The organism is Kiloniella sp. (assembly GCF_965205715.1).
In the GTDB taxonomy this organism is placed as follows: Bacteria; Pseudomonadota; Alphaproteobacteria; order Kiloniellales; family Kiloniellaceae; genus Kiloniella.
Genome location: NZ_CBDBHW010000006.1, coordinates 207,250 through 227,523 on the forward strand (window position 1 = coordinate 207,250; position 20,274 = coordinate 227,523).

A 20,274-nucleotide genomic window follows, 5' to 3' on the forward strand; every position below is an offset into this window, starting at 1 on the left:
TTTTTAAATTACCAACGGTAGTGAGAAAAGGCTTTGTTAGCCTCTGCCATTTTATGCGTGTCTTCACGCTTTTTAACAGCAGCACCGCGGTTGTTTGCAGCGTCCATTAGCTCATTAGCTAGGCGGTCAATCATTGTGTTTTCGGAACGCTTACGCGCTGCACCGATTAACCAACGAATAGCAAGTGCTTGCGCACGGACAGAGCGAACTTCAACAGGTACCTGATAAGTTGCACCACCAACACGGCGGGAGCGAACTTCCAGATCCGGACGAACATTACCTAGCGCTTCATGAAAAACAGAGATTGTATCTTCTGTCTTATTACGCTCAGCGACGCGATCTAACGCACCGTAAACGATGTTTTCAGCGACTGCTTTTTTACCGTCAAGCATTAGGCAGTTCATAAATTTACTTAGCGTGACATCTCCAAACTTTGGGTCTGGTAAGATTTCACGCTTCTCAGCTCTATGGCGACGAGACATGGTAGATCCTTTGCCTTACTTCGGACGCTTCGCGCCGTATTTTGAACGACGTTGGCGACGATCTTTGACACCCTGGGTATCCAGAGTACCACGAATTACGTGATAACGAACACCAGGCAAATCCTTCACACGACCGCCGCGAATCATCACGACAGAGTGCTCTTGAAGGTTATGACCTTCGCCTGGAATGTAACTAGTAACTTCAAACCCGTTGGTAAGACGCACACGTGCGACTTTACGAAGAGCGGAGTTAGGTTTTTTTGGCGTCGTGGTATAAACACGAGTACATACGCCACGTTTTTGTGGGCATGATTCTAGCGCCGGTACTTTGGTCCGTTTAAACGGCGTTTTGCGCGGATTACGGATCAATTGGTTAATTGTAGGCATCAGGCAATCCTTAAAGCCAGTATTTACAGTACTAATTGTCACGCGGTGGATAATATCGTCCCGCGGACAGCTCATCCTGTGTAACAGCTAGAAAACTAACGTTTCGAGTCTTTTGCTCACACCTGACGGCAGGAGCTAAATTCCCGAAAGTGGGCGCATACTATTGTCGCGTCCACCAACCGTCAAGCCTTGCAATGAATTTTTGACGGTTCTTATAAAATCCCGGTCCAGAAACGCAGTTTACTGCGGTTCTGGACCGGACTTTTTATTCTCTACCCTAAGAAGTAAATTACTCCGCAGGGGTCTGCTCACTAGGGAGGCTAGAGTCGATAGCCTCATTTGCTGCGGCATCTCGAGACGCTGCAATCAATTGATCCTGTTCTTCTGCAAGTTTTTTAACTCGCTTCATCACAGCACCAGTACCTGCAGGTATCAAGCGACCAACAATAACGTTCTCTTTCAGACCGATCAGCGTATCCATTTTACCATGGGTCGCAGCCTCAGTCAGAACACGAGTTGTTTCTTGGAACGAAGCAGCAGAAATGAAAGATCTCGTTTGCAGACTAGCCTTCGTAATCCCTTGCAGGATTGGACGACCAGTGGCAACGCGTCCACCTTCCTTAATTGCTTTTTCGTTTTCTTCCGCGAACTCTTCACGGTCAGCAGTTTCCCCAACCAAGAAGGTTGTGTCACCACCATCCATAATTTCAATTTTCTGCAACATCTGACGGATGATCACTTCGATATGTTTATCGTTGATCTTCACGCCTTGCAGACGATAGACGCTCTGAACTTCATTGATCAGGTAATCAGCCAAAGCTTCAACACCCAACACATCCAGAATATCATGTAGAACCAGGCTACCATCCATCAAGAGATCACCAACTTCTACGGTGTCACCTTCTTGAACAGCTAGATGCTTGCCTTTTGGAAGCATATATTCACGTGGCTCAATTGTTTCATCATCTGGACGGACGATAATACGACGCTTTGCCTTATAGTCCTTACCGTACTCAACACGACCAGCGATATCTGCCATGACAGCAAAATCTTTTGGCTTACGCGCTTCGAACAGTTCAGCCACACGAGGTAGACCACCCGTAATATCACGTGTTTTAGAACCTTCGCGAGGAATACGAGCCAAGACATCACCTGCCTTAACTGGTGTACCAGGTTCCACAGAAAGAATAGAGCCAACTGACAAGAAGTATCTAGCTTCCATATCATTGTCGAGTAGTACCACCTCACCGTCGGCATCACGTAGAGTGATACGAGGCTTCAGGTCTGTTCCCTTAGAAGCTTGCTTCCACTCGACGACTTCGCGGCTGGAAATACCTGTTGTTTCGTCAACAACTTCACGCATAGAAACGCCGTCAACGAGATCAACAAAGTTAGCCAAACCTTCTTTTTCAGAAATAATTGGAATCGTATAAGGATCCCATTCAGCCAGCTTTTGCCCCTTCTCACATGCGCCACCTTCATCAACCAGCAATTTGGTACCATACTGAAGACGGTGACGTGCACGCTCGCGATTATTTTCGTCGCGAATGATAAGCTCCTGACTACGTCCCATCACAATAGGAAGACCGTCAGAATTCATAACCACGTTACGGTTTTTAATATGAATAGTACCGGAAAGCGATGCTTCGATAGAAGATTGCTCTGAACCACCCTGCGCAGCACCACCGATGTGGAAGGTACGCATTGTTAGCTGTGTACCAGGCTCACCGATTGACTGAGCAGCAATAACACCGACAGCTTCACCTGTGTAAACCTTCGTACCGCGAGACAGATCACGACCATAACATTGTGCACAAACACCGTTCTTTGATTTACAAAGAAGTGGTGAACGAACATGAATAGTATCGAGACCAGACCGGTCAATCTCATCCAAGTGTTCTTCAGAAATGATTTCACCAGCGGATACGATCACATCTTTGGTCAATGGGCTTACAAGATCATCAATTGTTGTACGACCAAGTAGGCGCTCACTCAGAGAAGCAATAACTTCACCACCATCAATAACCGCAGAAATCTGCATACCAATATCGGTACCACAGTCTTCTTCGTTAATGATAGCATCCTGGGCAACGTCAACGAGACGACGCGTTAGATAACCAGAGTTAGCCGTTTTAAGAGCCGTATCAGCAAGACCTTTACGCGCACCGTGCGTAGAGTTGAAGTACTCAAGAACGGTCAGACCTTCTTTAAAGTTGGAAATAATTGGTGTTTCAATGATCGAACCATCCGGTTTCGCCATCAAACCACGCATACCCGCCAACTGTTTGATCTGCGCTGCAGAACCACGCGCACCAGAGTGAGCCATCATGTAAACAGAGTTAACATCACGACCTTGAGATGCACCAATGACTTTCATCATTTCATCAGCAACACGATCAGAACACTGAGCCCAGATATCAACAACTTTGTTGTATTTCTCACCACGAGTAATCAAACCATCGAGATACTGTTGCTCAAATTCTTTAACCTGAACTTGCGCCTCTTCGATCAGCTCTTCTTTTGCATCTGGAATACGCATATCGTCTTTACCAAACGAAATACCAGCCATACACGCGTGAGTAAAACCAAGCTTCATGATTTTATCACAGAAGATTACAGTCTCTTTCTGACCACAGTGACGATAAACCATATCAATGATTTCGGAAACTTCACGCTTTGGAAGCAAACGGTTAAGCATTGTGAAAGGAAGCTTTGGATGACGAGGATACAACTCGGCTAGCTTCATTCTTCCTGGTGTCGTCTCTTCAAGAGTAGAGATCGGATTACCATCAGCATCGACAGTATGATAGCGAGCAGTGATTTTTGTATGCAGTGAAATCACTTTATTGTTCAGCGCATGGTCAATCTCGGCCATGTCGCCAAACGCCATACCTTCGCCCGGCTCACCTTCCATCATCATGGAAAGATAGTAGATACCAAGGACAATATCCTGTGACGGAACGATAATCGGCTTACCATTCGCAGGAGACAGAATGTTGTTAGTAGACATCATCAACACACGCGCTTCGAGCTGAGCTTCCAGAGAAAGCGGCACGTGCACAGCCATTTGGTCACCATCAAAATCGGCGTTAAAGGCAGTACAAACAAGCGGGTGAAGCTGAATAGCCTTACCTTCAATCAGTGTAGGCTCGAAAGCTTGGATACCAAGACGGTGAAGTGTCGGAGCACGGTTAAGCATAACCGGGTGCTCACGGATAACTTCCTCGAGGATATCCCAAACCTCTGGACGGGTTTTCTCTACCATACGCTTCGCAGCTTTAATGGTCGTCGCCATGCCATAGAGTTCTAGTTTCGAATAGATAAACGGCTTAAACAATTCAAGCGCCATCTTCTTCGGCAAACCACACTGATGTAGTTTCAACTCCGGTCCAACAACGATCACGGAACGTCCGGAATAATCGACACGCTTACCGAGAAGGTTTTGACGGAAACGACCCTGCTTACCTTTAAGCATGTCTGAAAGTGATTTCAGAGGACGCTTATTCGCACCTGTAATAACGCGTCCACGACGACCGTTATCGAACAATGCGTCAACGGATTCCTGAAGCATACGTTTTTCGTTACGTACGATGATATCAGGTGCGCGAAGCTCAATCAGACGTTTCAGGCGATTGTTACGGTTAATTACACGACGATATAGATCGTTCAAATCAGAAGTCGCAAAACGACCGCCATCCAATGGAACCAACGGACGAAGTTCTGGTGGAATAACCGGAACAACATCGAGGATCATCCATTCCGGACGAGAACCAGATTCTAGGAAAGCTTCAACAATTTTAAGACGCTTAACCAGCTTCTTGCGTTTTGCTTCTGAATTGGTATCGCGCAATTCCTGACGGATATCGTCTTTTTCTTCTTCAAGATCGAGGCTGCCAAGGATATCTTTGATTGCTTCAGCACCAATTTTGGCTGTGAAAGCATCATCCCCGTATTCGTCCTGCGCATCCATGAACTCTTCTTCAGAAAGCAACTGATGCTGCTTCATCGGAGTAAGGCCAGGCTCAACAACAACGAAATTCTCGAAATAGAGAATACGCTCGAGATCTTTCAAAGGCATATCAACCAATAGGCCGATACGACTAGGAAGGGATTTCAAGAACCAGATATGCGCGACAGGACTAGCCAACTCAATATGGCCCATACGTTCGCGACGTACCTTGGAAAGAGTAACTTCAACACCACATTTTTCACAAATGATGCCGCGATACTTCATACGTTTGTATTTACCGCACAAGCATTCGTAATCTTTGATTGGGCCAAAGATACGTGCGCAGAACAGACCGTCGCGCTCAGGCTTGAAAGTACGGTAGTTGATGGTTTCTGGCTTTTTGATTTCGCCAAATGACCACGACCGGATCCGCTCAGGGCTCGCAATAGCGATCCTGATCTGATCAAATGTCGCAGGGCCACTAGTTTGGCCGAAAAGGTTCATCAACTCATTGGACATCGGTGTCTCCCGACAAAATTTTATTCTCTAAACCCTTAACGTTTGAAACCGGGGCCTTTCGGCCCCGGATATCAAGCATCACTTTGTGTCAATTCCACATTCAGACCAAGGGAACGAAGTTCCTTGACCAAAACGTTAAAGGACTCAGGAATACCTGCTTCGAAGTTTTCGTCGCCTTTGACGATAGCTTCATAAACTTTAGTACGCCCTGACACATCATCAGATTTAACAGTCAGCATTTCTTGCAACGTGTAAGCGGCACCGTAAGCTTCAAGTGCCCAAACCTCCATCTCACCGAAACGCTGTCCACCAAACTGAGCTTTACCGCCCAATGGCTGCTGCGTAACAAGAGAGTAAGGCCCAATAGAACGAGCATGGATCTTATCATCGACAAGGTGATGCAATTTCAACATGTAGATATAACCAACGGTTACACTACGGTCGAATTGTTCACCGGTACGACCATCAATGAGACGAACCTGACCAGAGCTATCGAGGCCAGCTTTAACCAGCATATCGACAACGTCTTTTTCTTTGGCACCATCAAATACTGGCGTAGCAATTGGAACACCGTTACGAAGGTTGTAACCGAGTTCATCCAGCTCATCAGTATTCATATCTACGATGTCGTTGTTATAGTCTTTTTCACCATAGACATCGAGCAACTTAGATTTAAGGTTGTCGTACTCACCTGTACGACGGGCATCAATTGCCATGTCACCAATTTGGTGACCAAGACCACGACATGCCCAACCTAGATGGGTTTCAAGGATCTGACCAACGTTCATACGTGATGGAACACCAAGTGGGTTCAACACGATATCAACTGGAGTGCCATCTTCGGTATAAGGCATATCTTCCACAGGCATAATGCGAGAGATAACACCTTTGTTTCCGTGACGACCAGCCATCTTATCACCAGGCTGAAGCTTACGCTTAACGGCAACGAAGACTTTAACCATCTTCATAACACCAGGAAGCAGCTCATCACCACGCTGAAGCTTTTGTACTTTGTCATCAAAACGCTTCGTCAGTTCGTCGATAGAGTCTTCAAACTGTTTATTCAGCGCTTCGATTTCAGTCTGAGCACCATCGTCTTCGACAGCAATTTGACGCCACTGACCAGGAGTGAAGTCAGCCAGAAGAGCATCATCAATACTCACACCAGTTGGCATTCCCTTAGGTCCGGTAACAACAACGTTGCCAGAAACGAATTCTTTCAGACGGTCATAGAAACTACGTTCTAGAATTCCGCGCTCATCATCGCGGTCTTTCGCCAGGTGTTCAATCTCAAGGCGTTCGATAGCAAGTTCACGTTCATCTTTCTCAACGCCACGGCGAGAGAAAACACGAACATCAACAACAGTACCAACACCCCCAGGTGGAACACGCAGGGAAGTATCACGAACGTCGGAAGCTTTCTCACCAAAGATTGCCCGAAGAAGTTTCTCTTCCGGTGTCATTGGAGATTCACCTTTTGGTGTCACCTTACCAACGAGGATGTCACCGGGAAGAACTTCAGCACCGATGTAAACCATACCGGCTTCATCAAGGTTGCGAAGGGCATCTTCACCTACGTTTGGAATATCGCGAGTGATTTCTTCCTGACCAAGTTTGGTATCACGCGCCATGACTTCATAAGCTTCGATATGGATCGAAGTAAAGACGTCATCACGAACGATACGCTCAGAAATCAGGATTGAATCCTCATAGTTGTAACCATTCCATGGCATAAACGCCACGAGCACGTTACGACCAAGAGCGAGTTCACCAAGATCCGTAGATGGGCCATCAGCCATGATATCGCCACGACCAACACGGTCACCAACTTTTACCAACGGACGTTGGTTGATACATGTGCCTTGGTTTGAACGCTGGAACTTAGACAGGTTGTAAATATCAACCGCACCCTCACCCGTTGACATGTCATCACGGACACGAACAACGATACGAGTAGCATCGACCTGATCGACAACACCACCACGACGGGCAGAAATTGACACACCAGAATCCTGTGCAACACGTGGCTCCATACCTGTTCCAACGAACGGAGCTTCTGCTTTAAGCAGAGGAACCGCCTGACGTTGCATGTTCGACCCCATAAGGGCACGGTTCGCATCATCGTTTTCCAGGAACGGGATCAAGGCAGCAGCAACTGATACCAGCTGTTTAGGCGACACATCGATCAAATTGATTTCAGAGCTTCGCGAAACGAAGTAATCGCCGCTCTTACGACAAGAAATCAGCTCTTCAACGAATGTATTGTCGTCATTTAACGTCGCATTCGCCTCAGCAATTGTATAGCGACCTTCTTCGATCGCGCTAAGGTAAATAACATCGTCAGTTACAACACCATCAACAACTTTACGATATGGGCTTTCGATGAAACCGTATGGGTTCACACGAGCAAATGTCGCAAGGGAGTTAATCAGACCAATATTTGGTCCCTCCGGTGTTTCAATCGGACAAATACGACCATAGTGAGTTGGGTGAACATCACGTACCTCAAAACCAGCACGCTCACGAGTCAAACCGCCAGGGCCCAATGCAGAAACACGACGCTTATGCGTAATTTCTGAAAGAGGATTGGTTTGGTCCATAAACTGTGAAAGCTGGGAAGAGCCAAAGAACTCACGTACAGCAGCAGCAACAGGTTTCGCATTGATCAAATCATGCGGCATGACCGTATCGATTTCAACAGAGCTCATACGCTCTTTGATCGCACGTTCCATACGGAGCAGACCAACACGGAACTGATTTTCCATCAACTCACCAACGGAGCGGACACGACGGTTACCAAGGTGATCAATATCATCGATCTCACCTTTACCATCTTTCAGTTCACAAAGAATTTTCACGATTGCTAGAATGTCTTCGCGACGCAGGATACGAACTTGATCGTCGGTCTCAAATTCGAGACGGGCATTCATTTTCACACGACCAACAGAAGACAGATCATAACGCTCTGAATCAAAGAACAAGCCATGGAACATCTTTTCCGCAGCTTCCAGGGTCGGTGGCTCGCCAGGACGCATCACACGGTAGATGTCTAATAACGCATCTTCACGTGTAGCGTTTTTATCAGCAGCCAGTGTGTTACGAATATAAGGGCCAACCTTAACGTTATCGATACCCAGGGTATCAATTTCAGTCAGACCAGTAGCAGCAAGAGCATCAAGAAGTTCATCCGTAATCTCTTCACCAGCTTCGCAGATAACCTCACCGGTCGTTGCATTGATATGATCGTTAGCGATAAAGGATCCGAACAGATCTTCGCTTGGTACGAAAATATCAGTCAAACCACCATCGACCAATTTACGAATGGCGCGTGGAGTTAACTTTGTGCCTGCTTCAACAGCAACATCACCAGTTTTAGCATCGACTAGATCATTTGTAAGCTTAACGCCTTTCATAGCGTCCGCATCAAATGGTCTCATCCAACCGTTGCCAGTTTTCTGATAAGAAACTGTGTCGTAGAAGAAATTCAACAGATCCTCAGGGGACATACCCCGAGCTTCTTGAGGATCCAAAACTTCATTTGCTTCGCTCAACTCAGCACGACGTTTCGCAGTTTCCTCGTTATCCAAGGCGAGCAACAATGTTGTCGCAGGAAGTTTACGACGGCGATCAATGCGAACGTAAGCTAAATCTTTAGCATCAAATTCAAGATCGAGCCATGAGCCACGATAAGGAATGACGCGAGCAGCAAATAGGAATTTACCAGAAGAGTGCGTTTTACCACGGTCATGGTCGAAGAACACACCAGGGCTACGGTGCATCTGTGAAACGATAACACGCTCGGTGCCGTTTACCACAAATGTGCCGTACCGTGTCATCATCGGCAGATCACCCATGTAAACATCTTGCTCTTTGATGTCACGGATTGACCTCGCGCCGGTATCTTCGTCTACGTCCCAAACTACAAGTCTCAAAGTAACTTTGAGCGGAGCTGCGTAGGTAATGCCACGTTGTTGGCACTCTTCTACGTCAAATTTAGGTTGTTCCAGCTCGTAGCGCAGAAACTGCAGTTCAGACTTTTCAGCAAAATCTTTAATCGAGAAAATCGATTCAAAAACTTCCTGAAGTCCGGTAGTTTTGCGCTCAGAAGCAGGAACGCCTACCTGTAGGAACTGATCGTAAGAAGCTTTCTGAACTTCGATTAAATTCGGCATAGTGCTCACTTCCGTGATATGCCCGAAGTCCTTGCGAATGCGCTTGCGACCCGTAAACGATCTCGCCATGTCAGTAACGTCCTCGTCCCATTGGGTGTTGACGAAAGGGAGGCTCCCTAACGCCAAATATTATCTCAAAAATCACTGATAAATTATCTTTTCTAGAACAGACAAATATATCAGTTTGAGGGTTAATTTACACCTAACCCCTTAAAGGCGCAGAAAACCGGCGCGACACACAGCATTAGCTGTGTACCGGCCGGGTTCTCTAAAACTGGTAGTGACGCAAAATCAAGATTACTTGACTTCTACAGTAGCGCCAGCTGCTTCCAGTTTACCTTTGATCTCGTCAGCTTCGTCTTTAGCAACACCTTCTTTAACAGCTTTAGGTGCGCTTTCAACCAAGTCTTTCGCTTCTTTCAGACCGAGGCCTGTAATAGCGCGAACTTCTTTAATGACGTTGATTTTCTTTTCGCCAACAGCGGCAAGAACAACATCAAATTCTGTCTGAGCTTCAGCAGCACCGCCGGCATCACCGCCAGCAGCTGCAGCAACAGCTACAGGAGCAGCGGCAGAAACGCCCCAGTGCTCTTCTAGCTTTTTAGAAAGTTCAGCAGCTTCTAGAACAGTCAGTTTAGACAGTTCTTCAACCAATTTATCAAGATCAGCCATAATAATTCGTATCCTCTAAAGGCTTGAACAGAGAAAATTTAACAAAACCGTTAAGCAGCTTCGCCTTGAGACCCGTAGGCACCAAATACGCGTGCTAGCTGACCAGCCGGAGCTTGCGTAACACCTGCAACTTTAGTAGCAGGCGCCTGCAATAGGCCAACCAGTTTGCCGCGTAGTTCGTCGAGTGATGGAAGTGAAGCAAGAGCCTTAACGCCATCAGCATTAAGGATTGTGTCACCCATTGCACCACCGACAATAGTCAGCTTCTCGTTCTTCTTGGCGAACTCGACGCAGACTTTAGCCGCTGCAATTGGATCAACAGATGTCGTAACAGCTGTTGGTCCAGTGAACAGTGGCTTCAGTGCCTCAAATTTCGTGCCGTCAAGAGCAATTTTCGCCAGCCGGTTTTTCGCAACTTTGTAGCTAGCGCCAACATCCCGTGCGCCTGAGCGCAATTCGGAAACTTCTGAAACTGTCAGGCCGGATTGTTGAGTAACAACAACCAAACCGGAGTCGTCGAAGACTTCCTTAAGGAAACTGACGAGCTGTTCTTTCTGTGTACGATCCACGGTAGCTCCGCTCGTTTTTGATTCGTCCCAAATGGAATCGAATCGATTTGCACGAGAACCTCTCATCACCAGAGAGATTCGGTTCGCCTGTCCTGGAAGTTCAAGCCTTACACACCGGAGGACCCGATGTGTCTACAACTCGCTTCCCGTCTATGTAGGCCCCTAAAGGACTTAAGCCTCACTTACGCGAAACACCCACAGTCTTGGACAGGTTGCAACGAAATCCGAAAATTTCGCTGCAGGAACAGCGGAAGAATAAATTCCCCCGCTGAGTGATGCCCTAATACACCAAAAATTTCACTACGTACAGAGATTACTCTGCAGCAGTAGAAGAAATTTCCAGTTTAACGCCCGGACCCATCGTAGATGAGATCGAAATGCGTTTTACATATGTACCTTTTGCACCGGTAGGCTTTGCTTTGTTGATCGCACCAACGAACGCGCGAACGTTCTCAGAAAGCTGATCTTCACCAAAGCTAAGTTTACCAATACCAGCGTGAATAATACCGGCTTTTTCAGCGCGGAATTCAACCTGACCGGATTTAGCAGCTTCAACAGCGCCTTTCACATCAGGAGTAACCGTACCGAGTTTTGGGTTAGGCATAAGGCCACGAGGACCAAGCACTTTACCCAAACGACCCACTACAGCCATCATGTCTGGAGTAGCGATCACACGATCGAAATCCATCTCGCCGCCTTGGATCTTTTCCATAAGATCTTCAGCACCAACAATTTCTGCACCAGCTTCTTTAGCTTCGTCAGCTTTTGCATCGCGAGCAAAAACAGCAACACGAACAGATTTACCAGTACCGTGTGGCAACGGAACAACGCCACGAACGTTCTGATCAGCATGACGCGGGTCAATGCCCAGGTTCATTGCAATCTCAAGTGTTTCGTCGAATTTTGTTTTAGTCGCAGCCTTGATGAGCTTTACAGCTTCGTCGAGGTTGTAAGACTTTTCACGGTCAAGACCTTCATAGGCGCTTGCAATACGCTTACCTTTTTTCGCCATGATCTTATCCCTTCACTTCCAAGCCCATGGAGCGCGCAGTACCCTTAATAATAAGGCTGGCAGCATCCAGGTCGTTTGCGTTCAGATCAACCATTTTGGTCTGCGCGATTTCACGAACCTGATCCATAGTTACAGAACCAACAAAAGCCTTACCGGTTTCGGAAGCCCCTTTAGCCAGACCAGCAGCTTTTTTCAAGAAATAGCTAGCAGGAGGCGTTTTGGTTACGAAAGAGAAAGAACGGTCACTGTAAGCAGTAATGATAACAGGAGTAGGAGTATTTTTCTCCACATCACCTGTAGCAGCATTAAAAGCCTTACAGAATTCCATGATATTTAGGCCACGTTGACCAAGCGCTGGACCTACTGGCGGTGATGGATTAGCAGCACCGGCAGGGATCTCAAGCTTGATATAGCCTGCGATTTTCTTTGCCATTGATTTACCCTCTTACAAATGGGTGCGCGGTATGGCTATGGCAGGCCCACCGCACTAAAGAACGGACGTAATTAGATACGTCCGTCACACGAAAACAGAAAAAGAATTACTGCTTTTCTACCTGTTCATATTCCAACTCAACCGGAGTGGAGCGTCCGAAGATAGAAACAGCAACTTTGAGGCGGGCTTTTTCTTCATCAACATCTTCAACAACACCGTTGAAAGAAGCAAACGGACCGTCCGTAACACGAACAGTTTCACCAACCTCGAATATAACAGATGGACGTGGACGATCGACACCCTCTTGGACCTGCTGCAGCATAGCTTGCGCTTCCCGCTCGGATATCGGTAGTGGACGCCCTTTTCCACCAAGAAAACCTGTGACTTTTGGTGTATCTTTTACCAGGTGCCAGCTTTCATCAGTCAGGTCCATTTTGACCATCACATAACCTGGGAAAAACTTGCGCTCAGCATTAATACGTTGACCACGACGCATTTCTACAACTTCTTCAGTAGGAACTAAAACTTCCTCGAAGCGCTCTTCCATGCCTTTTTTAGCAGCCTGCTCTTTAATAGATTCAGCAACCTTCTTTTCAAATCCGGAATACACATGGATTACATACCAACGAGCAGCCATGATTTTATCCTCCCAGACCTAAAACGAGTTTCACACCCTGGTTTAGCACAAGGTCGACGAGGAAGAAAAATATCGCTGTAAGAGTAACCATTACGAATACCATACCAGTGGTAACCAATGTCTCCTTACGCGTCGGCCAAGTAACCTTACTCAGTTCCTGACGAAATTCTTTCATGAGCTGACCTGGGTTGGTCTTTGCCATTCCTAAACGCCTTTGACTTAGTGCCCAACTACGGGGCAGATCTATACGAACTACTTTAGTTATACACCGTTTTACATCAAGATATAAGAACGATTGCCAACTAGACCAAAACCCAGCTTACGCTGGGTTTGAAGTGGCAGGAGAGGAGGGACTCGAACCCACAACCCCCGGTTTTGGAGACCGGTGCTCTACCAATTGAGCTACTCTCCTACATTATGTCGCTGAAACTGAGTGAATCGATTAACAATCAATCAGCTGACGAGGCGTTCTAGCAGGACGCCTCGTCGCTATCAACGTTTTATTTTTTTTATTTTGAGATGCTTGAAACGACACCAGCACCAACGGTACGGCCGCCTTCACGGATCGCAAAACGTAGACCTTCAGTCATCGCGATTGGTGCGATAAGCTCAACGTCCATAGCAATGTTATCACCAGGCATAACCATTTCTGTGCCTTCTGGCAGAGTAACGATACCGGTAACGTCAGTTGTACGGAAGTAGAACTGTGGACGATAGTTTGTGAAGAATGGTGTGTGACGACCACCTTCTTCTTTCGTCAGAATGTAGGCTTCAGCTTTGAAGTTGGTGTGCGGAGTAATCGTTCCTGGCTTAGCAAGAACCTGACCACGCTCAACGTCTTCACGACCAACACCACGGATAAGAGCACCGATGTTATCGCCAGCTTCACCCTGATCAAGAAGCTTACGGAACATCTCAACACCAGTACAAGTGGTTTTCTGAGTGTCACGAATACCAACGATCTCGATCTCTTCACCAACCTTAACAACACCTGTCTCAACACGACCGGTTACAACTGTACCACGACCGGAAATTGAGAACACGTCCTCGATAGGCATTAGGAATGACTGATCAACTGGACGCTCTGGCTGTGGGATAGCGGCATCAACGGCAGCCATCAGCTCAAGAATTTTCTCTTTACCGATGTTGTCGTCACGACCTTCTAGAGCTGCAAGAGCTGAACCAGCTACGATCGGAAGATCATCGCCTGGGAAGTCGTAAGAAGATAGAAGCTCACGGATTTCCATTTCAACGAGCTCGAGAAGCTCTTCGTCGTCAACCTGATCAACTTTGTTCAAGAAAACAACAAGTGCTGGAACACCAACCTGACGGGCAAGCAAGATGTGCTCACGTGTCTGTGGCATTGGACCATCAGCTGCGTTAACAACCAAGATAGCGCCATCCATCTGCGCAGCACCAGTGATCATGTTCTTAACATAATCGGCGTGGCCTGGGCAATCAACGTGCGCATAGTGACGTGCTTCTGTTTCATACTCAACGTGAGCAGTAGAAATGGTGATACCACGGGCACGCTCTTCAGGTGCTTTATCGATATCTGCAAAATCAGTCGCTTCGCCACCACTTGCTTCTGCCAATACTTTCGTAATCGCAGCAGTAAGAGTTGTCTTACCGTGGTCAACGTGACCAATAGTACCTACGTTACAATGCGGTTTCGTCCGCTCAAACTTTTCCTTAGCCATCTCGCCTAATTCCAGTTCCGATGGACGACCACGCGTCCTTAGCTCAAATACATTAAAAGCCCGCACTTAAAAGCATGCGAGCTTCGGGGAATAATAATTGGAGCGGGTGGGGGGAATCGAACCCCCATAACTAGCTTGGAAGGCTAGGGCTTTACCACTAAGCTACACCCGCATACATCGCGGCACCTAATTTTGCTTGAAACTGAAAGCGGATGGTGGAGGGAGTTGGATTCGAACCAACGTAGACATACGTCAGCGGATTTACAGTCCGCCCCCTTTAGCCACTCGGGCATCCCTCCATTTAATCCACGCGGCCCCAGGGTAGAGGCCTCAGCTACCGAGCATTTCGGTGTGCGTTGATGATGCGAAATATGTTCATTTCCAGACGGATGTCAACGGTAAGATCTAAAAAATATCATCATTAGTGTTTTTTTCTTCGGCTCTAACTGTCATATAGACCATCAAACAGAAACCCAGGAGCAAAAGACTGTCATGGCAAAGCCCAAAAAACTGCGGAAAAAGAGCGCTTCGCAACGCACTGGTAAAAGAGATGGAACCGTAGCAGGAAATTTATGGCTCTATGGCATTCATGCCGTACTTGCTGCACTTGGGAATCCAAATCGAACGATAAAACGATTCGCAATCACACCTGACACACAGTCCAAGCTAGAATCGGAACTGGCTGAAATTGCTTATGAAACCGAACGTAAAATTGTTCCCGACCTTATCGGAAACAATGATCTAAACGAACTACTCCCCCCAGGAGCCGTTCACCAAGGCATCGCCTGTTTAGCTTCGTCACTTGAAGAGGTCTATATAGAGGACGTTCTTACCGAAGTCGGTCTTGCGGATCGAGCCGCAGGGAAAAAAGGAAAAGAAGACTGGGAATTCCAACAAGAAGGAAGAACCGTAATTCTTATTCTCGATCAGGTCACAGATCCACAAAACGTTGGTGCCATCCTGCGCTCCGCCGCAGCCTTTGGTGCAAAAGCGGTTATCACAACTGATCGCAACTCAGCACAGCCTACTGGCTCTCTTGCCAAAGCAGCTTCTGGCGCCCTCGAAAAGATCCCTTATATAGGAGTGACGAATCTAGTGCGCGCCATGGAGCAAGTTAAAGAAGCCGGCTTCTGGTGTTACGGGCTGGCTGGTGAAGGTGAAAAGCCTATATCGGAAGCTTTACCCGAAAACGGAAAAATTGCTTTGCTTATGGGTGCTGAGGGAACAGGTATGCGCCGTCTCACCCGTGAACACTGCGATATGCTGGTAAACCTCCCAACGCAGGAGTCGTTCGGTGTCCTAAATGTATCCAGTGCTGCAGCCGTTGCACTTTACGAAGCTTCCCGCGGGAAATAAGAGTTAAATAAGAAAAAATAACGCCTATACGAATCAATTACCTAGGGGTGGAGATCATCATTCTGATCTCCACCCCTTTTATATTGAGGGTTTACTCCCCGCCTACTTTTCCCGTATCAGAAGCCAACCAGTTAAGAGCGACAAATCAATTACAGCGATTTGCAACGCCTCCCTAATTCAGTTAGGCTGACAATAATAACGAGTGCACAAGCGCCGTGATAAAAAATAATAACAATAAAAACGATAAACCGTTTAAGCGTCCCTAGTTACAAAATCGAGCAGAAGTTTCCGTCATGCCGCCACCAAAGCGTAATAAGTATCTTTCTAGTTCTCTGAGTACCCGTGACCTCATAATCGATGTAGCAGAGCAACTCATCGCCCAACACGGCGTAGAAGGACTTAAACTGAAAGACATTACCAAAGAAATTGGTATTCAGTTGCCCTCTCTCTACGCACACTTTGCTGGCCGAAGTGCCGTTCTGCTCGAGATTGGTAAACGCATCTTCGAAGGGATCGTTGCCGACTTTGATCAAATCGAAAACCTTCCCCCTCGCGAAGCTCTTCGGGAACACACCCGCCTGATGGTGAAACGCTACACGGCCAATAGAGCACACGTATTGGTTCTTCTTGCCGATTTCGCGGCTCCTCAGGGTATAGACGCCCTCAACGCCAGCGAAGCTATTCTCTACCCCTATTATGAGAAGCTCACTGCCGTTTTAGAACGTGGACGCGAAGAAGGCTTGTTCAACAAGCTTGAAACACAAGAGTTCATCGCAAATCGATTAGGCATTATTCTGGTCAATATTGCTTTTGCCTCTTTGAAGACCGGTGTCTTTACAGAAGAGCAAGCTGCAAGACTGGAAGTTAATGTTCTGGCCCAAATTGATTTCATGCTCTCAGGCAACGATACCTAACCAACAACTTAAAATGTTGGCGGTGTACAGGCCGAGATAATGACAACTTCAACCTCACCCGGATTACGCCAACGGTGAGGTATGCGGCTATCGAAATAAAATGCATCGCCGGCTTTCAAAATTTTGCGCTGATCCCCCACGGTCAGTTCAATTTCTCCACTGACAACAATTCCTGATTCTTCTGACTCGTGTCGCAAAAGGGTTTCCCCGGTATCAGCCCCGGGTTTTAGCCTTTCGTGCAGAATTTGCAGCGCCCGATCACTTAAGTCTCGGCCCACCTGTCGATAGGAAATATTCCCGCTTCCGATTTCGGTCAAGTCCTCAGCACGGTAAAACACTTTCTGCCTGGGCGTGAGATCCTCAGAGAAAAATGCCGAAACGGATATCGGTATCCCCGCAAGCACCTTTTTCAACACCCCTACTGACGGACTGCTCTTATTCTGCTCAATAAGAGAGATAACCGCATTTGAGACTCCAGCCCTTTTGGCAAGCTCCCGCTGAGACAATCCGTTCATTTGCCGTAGTGCGCGCAAGCGCAAACCCAGGTCAAAATCATCATCTTCCATCATTTTCGCTCTCCTGCTTATTATTATTAACACTATTAACAAAAAAACCGCTCTAAGGGTATAAAAAAGGGGGTGTTGTCTATTTTTTTAATCATGTATGGTATTTTAAAAGCGATGCACAAGCATCAACGTGAAACACTGAACATGGGAGGCAGGCGGAATGAGCGACCTACCTTTAAATAACGAATTCGATAGATCACCTAATAATCTGGACGCTTTCTGGATGCCCTTCACCTGGAACAGGCATTATAAGAAAGAGCCTTTAATGCTCACCAGTGCCAAAGGCATGCACTACACCACCATCGAAGGTAACGAAGTCCTCGACGGGACTGCTGGCCTCTGGTGCTGTAATGCGGGTCACGGATGTGATCGCATCACCAAGGCCGTTCAGGAAACCATCGCCAAGCTCGACTTTGCGCCGACCTTCCAACTTGGCCATCCGCTTGCCTTCGAACTCGCCTCTCGCGTAACCTCAATGCTTGATGGCTATGATCACATGTTCTTCTGCAACTCCGGTTCAGAAGCAGTGGATTCAGCGCTAAAGATCGCCCTCGCCTATCACAGAGCCCGCGGCGAAGGTCAGCGTACGCGTTTGATTGGTCGTGAGCGCGGGTATCACGGTACAGGCTTCGGCGGCATTTCCGTGGGCGGTATTGTTAAAAACCGTAACGTTTTTGGCACCCTCCTCGCTGGCGTTGATCACCTCCCACACACTCACAATCTGGAAAAGCAGGCTTACACCGTTGGCCAACCAGAATGGGGCGCCCATCTTGCCGATGATCTCGAGCGTATTTGCGCGCTGCACGATCCTTCAACAATTGCCGCCGTCATCGTAGAGCCTATGGCTGGTTCTACCGGCGTTCTGATGCCACCAAAAGGGTACCTCGAAAAACTGCGCGCGACTTGTGACAAACACGGCATCCTTTTGATCTTTGATGAGGTCATCACCGGATTTGGCCGCCTTGGCACACCGTTCGCGGTTGATAAATTTGGCGTTAAACCTGATTTGATCACCTGTGCCAAAGGCCTGACCAACGGAACGATCCCAATGGGTGGCGTTATCTGTCGCGAAGGCATCTATGATGCGTTTGAACAAGCAGCAGACAACGATCCGAACAGCACAATCGAGCTGTTCCACGGCTACACCTATTCCGGACACCCCGTTGCTGCTGCAGCTGGTCTTGCTACACTGGAGACTTACAAAGAAGAAGGTCTCTTTGAACGCGCACAGGAATTAGAAGGCTATTGGGGCAATGCCGCGCATGCTCTCAAAGGCACACGCCATGTCATTGATATCCGTAATCTTGGCCTTATCGGTGCGATCGAGCTGGAATCACGCCCCGGAGCCGTTGGACAACGCGCTTATGAAGCTTTCCGCAAGTGCTTTGAAAAAGGTGTTCTCATCCGGACAACCGGCGACATCATTGCCCTGTCCCCACCGTTGATTATTGAAAAAGGTCAAATTGACCAAATTTTTGAAACAATCCAGAGCGTATTGAACGATTTGGACTAACTGCCTGTAAAAATACAGTGCGGATAACCGGTGTGGACCCATCAAAATGATTGGTCTGCACCTACTAAGAACCAACTGCTGGAAATAATCTCACTAAAAATAGAGAAACTGCAGTTTGTGCGACAGATAAGGAAAGAGAAGTCATGTTGATTGGTGTTCCCAAGGAGATCAAAAACCACGAGTATCGTGTTGGTTTGGTCCCAGGCTCAGTACGTGAGCTCGTTCACAACGGTCACCAGGTTATTGTTGAAACCAATGCCGGGGGTGGCATTGGCTTTACAGATACTGATTACGAAACAGCTGGTGCTTCTATCGTTGGAACAGCAGCAGAAATTTTCGCTAAGGCGGAAATGGTCGTAAAGGTTAAAGAGCCACAAGAAGTTGAATACAAGCAGCTCCGCGAAGGTCAGTTGCTGTTCACTTACCTTCATCTGGCACCGGATGCGCCGCAAACTCATGGTTTGGTAGAATCCGGTTGTGTTGCCGTTGCTTACGAAACCGTGACCGACAAAAAAGGCACGCTCCCTCTCCTGCGCCCAATGTCAGAAGTTGCCGGCCGTATGTCCGTACACGTCGGCGCCAACAGCCTGCACAAAGCGGCTAACGGCTCTGGTGTTCTTCTTGGTGGTGTCCCAGGTGTTGCTCCGGGTAAGGTTGTCATCATCGGTGGTGGTGTTTCCGGTACTCACGCCGCGCGTATGGCCATGGGTCTGGAAGCTGAAGTTACGATCCTCGACCGCTCCCTCCCCCGCATTGACGAGCTTAACAGCCTCTATGGCAACAAATTGAAAGTGGTTTATTCCACACAGGATGCCATTGAGAAATACGTCTCCGACGCTGACCTCGTAATTGGTGCTGTTCTGGTTCCTGGCGCTTCTGCTCCTAAACTGGTGAGCCGCAAGCTTCTTAGCAAAATGCGTCCGGGTTCCGTTCTTGTTGATATCGCGATTGATCAGGGCGGTTGCTTTGAAACATCCCACGCGACAACTCACCAGGATCCGACATACGAAGTTGATGGCATCATCCACTACTGTGTTGCGAACATGCCTGGTGCCGTTGCCCGTACTTCTACAATTGCGCTGAACAATGCCACCCTGCCATTTGCATTGGCACTGGCAAACAAAGGCTACAAAAAAGCACTCGCAGACGATCCACATTTGATGGAAGGCCTGAACGTTGCTTTCGGTAAAGTAACCTGTGAGCCCGTAGCAGAAGCTCACGGCATGGAATACGTACCAGGCGCGAAAGCCCTTGGCATGTAATTTTAAAAAAGCTGATCTCCAGTGTTTATAGGCAGGAGATCTTTTGCAAGGACTGAGGCGTCCGAGCAAACTAAAAGGCAGCTGATTTCAGCTGCCTTTTTCTTATTCCGCTTTTTAAACCTGCTTTTTAA

Annotated in this window: 16 protein-coding genes and 3 tRNA genes; 4 read left to right on the top strand and 15 right to left on the bottom strand. The window is 47.6% G+C overall.

Translation table 11 applies throughout. From position 1 onward, the window contains the following. Positions 1–8 precede the first annotated feature (8 nt). From rpsG to ACOGW3_RS05625, 14 genes are all read right to left on the bottom strand, one after another. On the bottom strand, positions 9–482 hold the full coding sequence (gene rpsG, locus ACOGW3_RS05560) for a 30S ribosomal protein S7 (RefSeq protein ID WP_419902056.1): 474 nt from the start codon (positions 480–482) through the stop codon (positions 9–11). 15 nt (positions 483–497) lie between these two features. Continuing rightward, positions 498–869: a 30S ribosomal protein S12 gene (gene rpsL / locus ACOGW3_RS05565; protein ID WP_419902057.1), complete on the bottom strand. Its 372-nt coding sequence runs from the start codon at positions 867–869 to the stop codon at positions 498–500. 289 nt (positions 870–1,158) lie between these two features. Next, the gene (rpoC, locus tag ACOGW3_RS05570; protein ID WP_419902058.1) at positions 1,159–5,337 is read right to left on the bottom strand and encodes a DNA-directed RNA polymerase subunit beta'; all 4,179 of its coding nucleotides are present in this window, start codon (positions 5,335–5,337) and stop codon (positions 1,159–1,161) included. A gap of 71 nt (positions 5,338–5,408) precedes the next feature. Beyond that, positions 5,409–9,578 (bottom strand): DNA-directed RNA polymerase subunit beta, encoded by a 4,170-nt coding sequence (rpoB, locus tag ACOGW3_RS05575; protein WP_419902059.1) that lies wholly within the window; start codon positions 9,576–9,578, stop codon positions 5,409–5,411. Between the two features lie 228 nt (positions 9,579–9,806). Next, a complete protein-coding gene (gene rplL / locus ACOGW3_RS05580) occupies positions 9,807–10,181 on the bottom strand; it encodes a 50S ribosomal protein L7/L12 (RefSeq protein ID WP_419902060.1) in 375 nt (124 codons plus the stop codon). A 50-nt stretch (positions 10,182–10,231) separates the two neighbouring features. After that, positions 10,232–10,750: a 50S ribosomal protein L10 gene (gene rplJ, locus ACOGW3_RS05585; RefSeq protein WP_419902061.1), complete on the bottom strand. Its 519-nt coding sequence runs from the start codon at positions 10,748–10,750 to the stop codon at positions 10,232–10,234. A gap of 313 nt (positions 10,751–11,063) precedes the next feature. Next, complete coding sequence (gene rplA, locus ACOGW3_RS05590) at positions 11,064–11,762, bottom strand: 50S ribosomal protein L1 (protein WP_419902062.1); 699 nt, start codon at positions 11,760–11,762, stop codon at positions 11,064–11,066. 4 nt (positions 11,763–11,766) lie between these two features. After that, positions 11,767–12,195: a 50S ribosomal protein L11 gene (gene rplK, locus ACOGW3_RS05595; protein ID WP_419902063.1), complete on the bottom strand. Its 429-nt coding sequence runs from the start codon at positions 12,193–12,195 to the stop codon at positions 11,767–11,769. Between the two features lie 106 nt (positions 12,196–12,301). Next, complete coding sequence (gene nusG / locus ACOGW3_RS05600; protein ID WP_419902064.1) at positions 12,302–12,832, bottom strand: transcription termination/antitermination protein NusG; 531 nt, start codon at positions 12,830–12,832, stop codon at positions 12,302–12,304. Positions 12,833–12,836: 4 nt separating this feature from the next. Continuing rightward, positions 12,837–13,034 (bottom strand): preprotein translocase subunit SecE, encoded by a 198-nt coding sequence (gene secE, locus ACOGW3_RS05605; RefSeq protein ID WP_419902065.1) that lies wholly within the window; start codon positions 13,032–13,034, stop codon positions 12,837–12,839. Positions 13,035–13,168: 134 nt separating this feature from the next. After that, positions 13,169–13,244 (bottom strand) — tRNA-Trp (locus ACOGW3_RS05610). 97 nt (positions 13,245–13,341) lie between these two features. Then, complete coding sequence (gene tuf, locus ACOGW3_RS05615) at positions 13,342–14,532, bottom strand: elongation factor Tu (RefSeq protein WP_419902054.1); 1,191 nt, start codon at positions 14,530–14,532, stop codon at positions 13,342–13,344. Between the two features lie 98 nt (positions 14,533–14,630). Then, a tRNA-Gly gene (locus tag ACOGW3_RS05620) sits at positions 14,631–14,704 on the bottom strand. Between the two features lie 41 nt (positions 14,705–14,745). Continuing rightward, positions 14,746–14,831 (bottom strand) — tRNA-Tyr (locus tag ACOGW3_RS05625). A gap of 193 nt (positions 14,832–15,024) precedes the next feature. On the opposite strand from ACOGW3_RS05625, the gene rlmB reads away from it, so the two are divergent. Next, positions 15,025–15,888 (top strand): 23S rRNA (guanosine(2251)-2'-O)-methyltransferase RlmB, encoded by an 864-nt coding sequence (gene rlmB / locus ACOGW3_RS05630; RefSeq protein ID WP_419902066.1) that lies wholly within the window; start codon positions 15,025–15,027, stop codon positions 15,886–15,888. A gap of 293 nt (positions 15,889–16,181) precedes the next feature. Further along, positions 16,182–16,802 carry a TetR/AcrR family transcriptional regulator gene (locus tag ACOGW3_RS05635; RefSeq protein ID WP_419902067.1) on the top strand — a complete coding sequence of 207 codons (621 nt, stop codon included), beginning with the start codon at positions 16,182–16,184 and terminating at the stop codon, positions 16,800–16,802. 8 nt (positions 16,803–16,810) lie between these two features. Here ACOGW3_RS05635 and ACOGW3_RS05640 read toward each other — a convergent pair whose 3' ends face one another. Then, the gene (locus ACOGW3_RS05640; protein WP_419902068.1) at positions 16,811–17,371 is read right to left on the bottom strand and encodes a cupin domain-containing protein; all 561 of its coding nucleotides are present in this window, start codon (positions 17,369–17,371) and stop codon (positions 16,811–16,813) included. 220 nt (positions 17,372–17,591) lie between these two features. Here ACOGW3_RS05640 and ACOGW3_RS05645 point away from each other — a divergent pair, with 220 nt between their 5' ends. Together ACOGW3_RS05645 and ald are read left to right on the top strand one after the other, a co-directional pair. Then, positions 17,592–18,881 carry an aspartate aminotransferase family protein gene (locus tag ACOGW3_RS05645; RefSeq protein WP_419902069.1) on the top strand — a complete coding sequence of 430 codons (1,290 nt, stop codon included), beginning with the start codon at positions 17,592–17,594 and terminating at the stop codon, positions 18,879–18,881. A 143-nt stretch (positions 18,882–19,024) separates the two neighbouring features. Beyond that, on the top strand, positions 19,025–20,143 hold the full coding sequence (ald, locus tag ACOGW3_RS05650; RefSeq protein WP_419902070.1) for an alanine dehydrogenase: 1,119 nt from the start codon (positions 19,025–19,027) through the stop codon (positions 20,141–20,143). Positions 20,144–20,274: the final 131 nt, after the last annotated feature.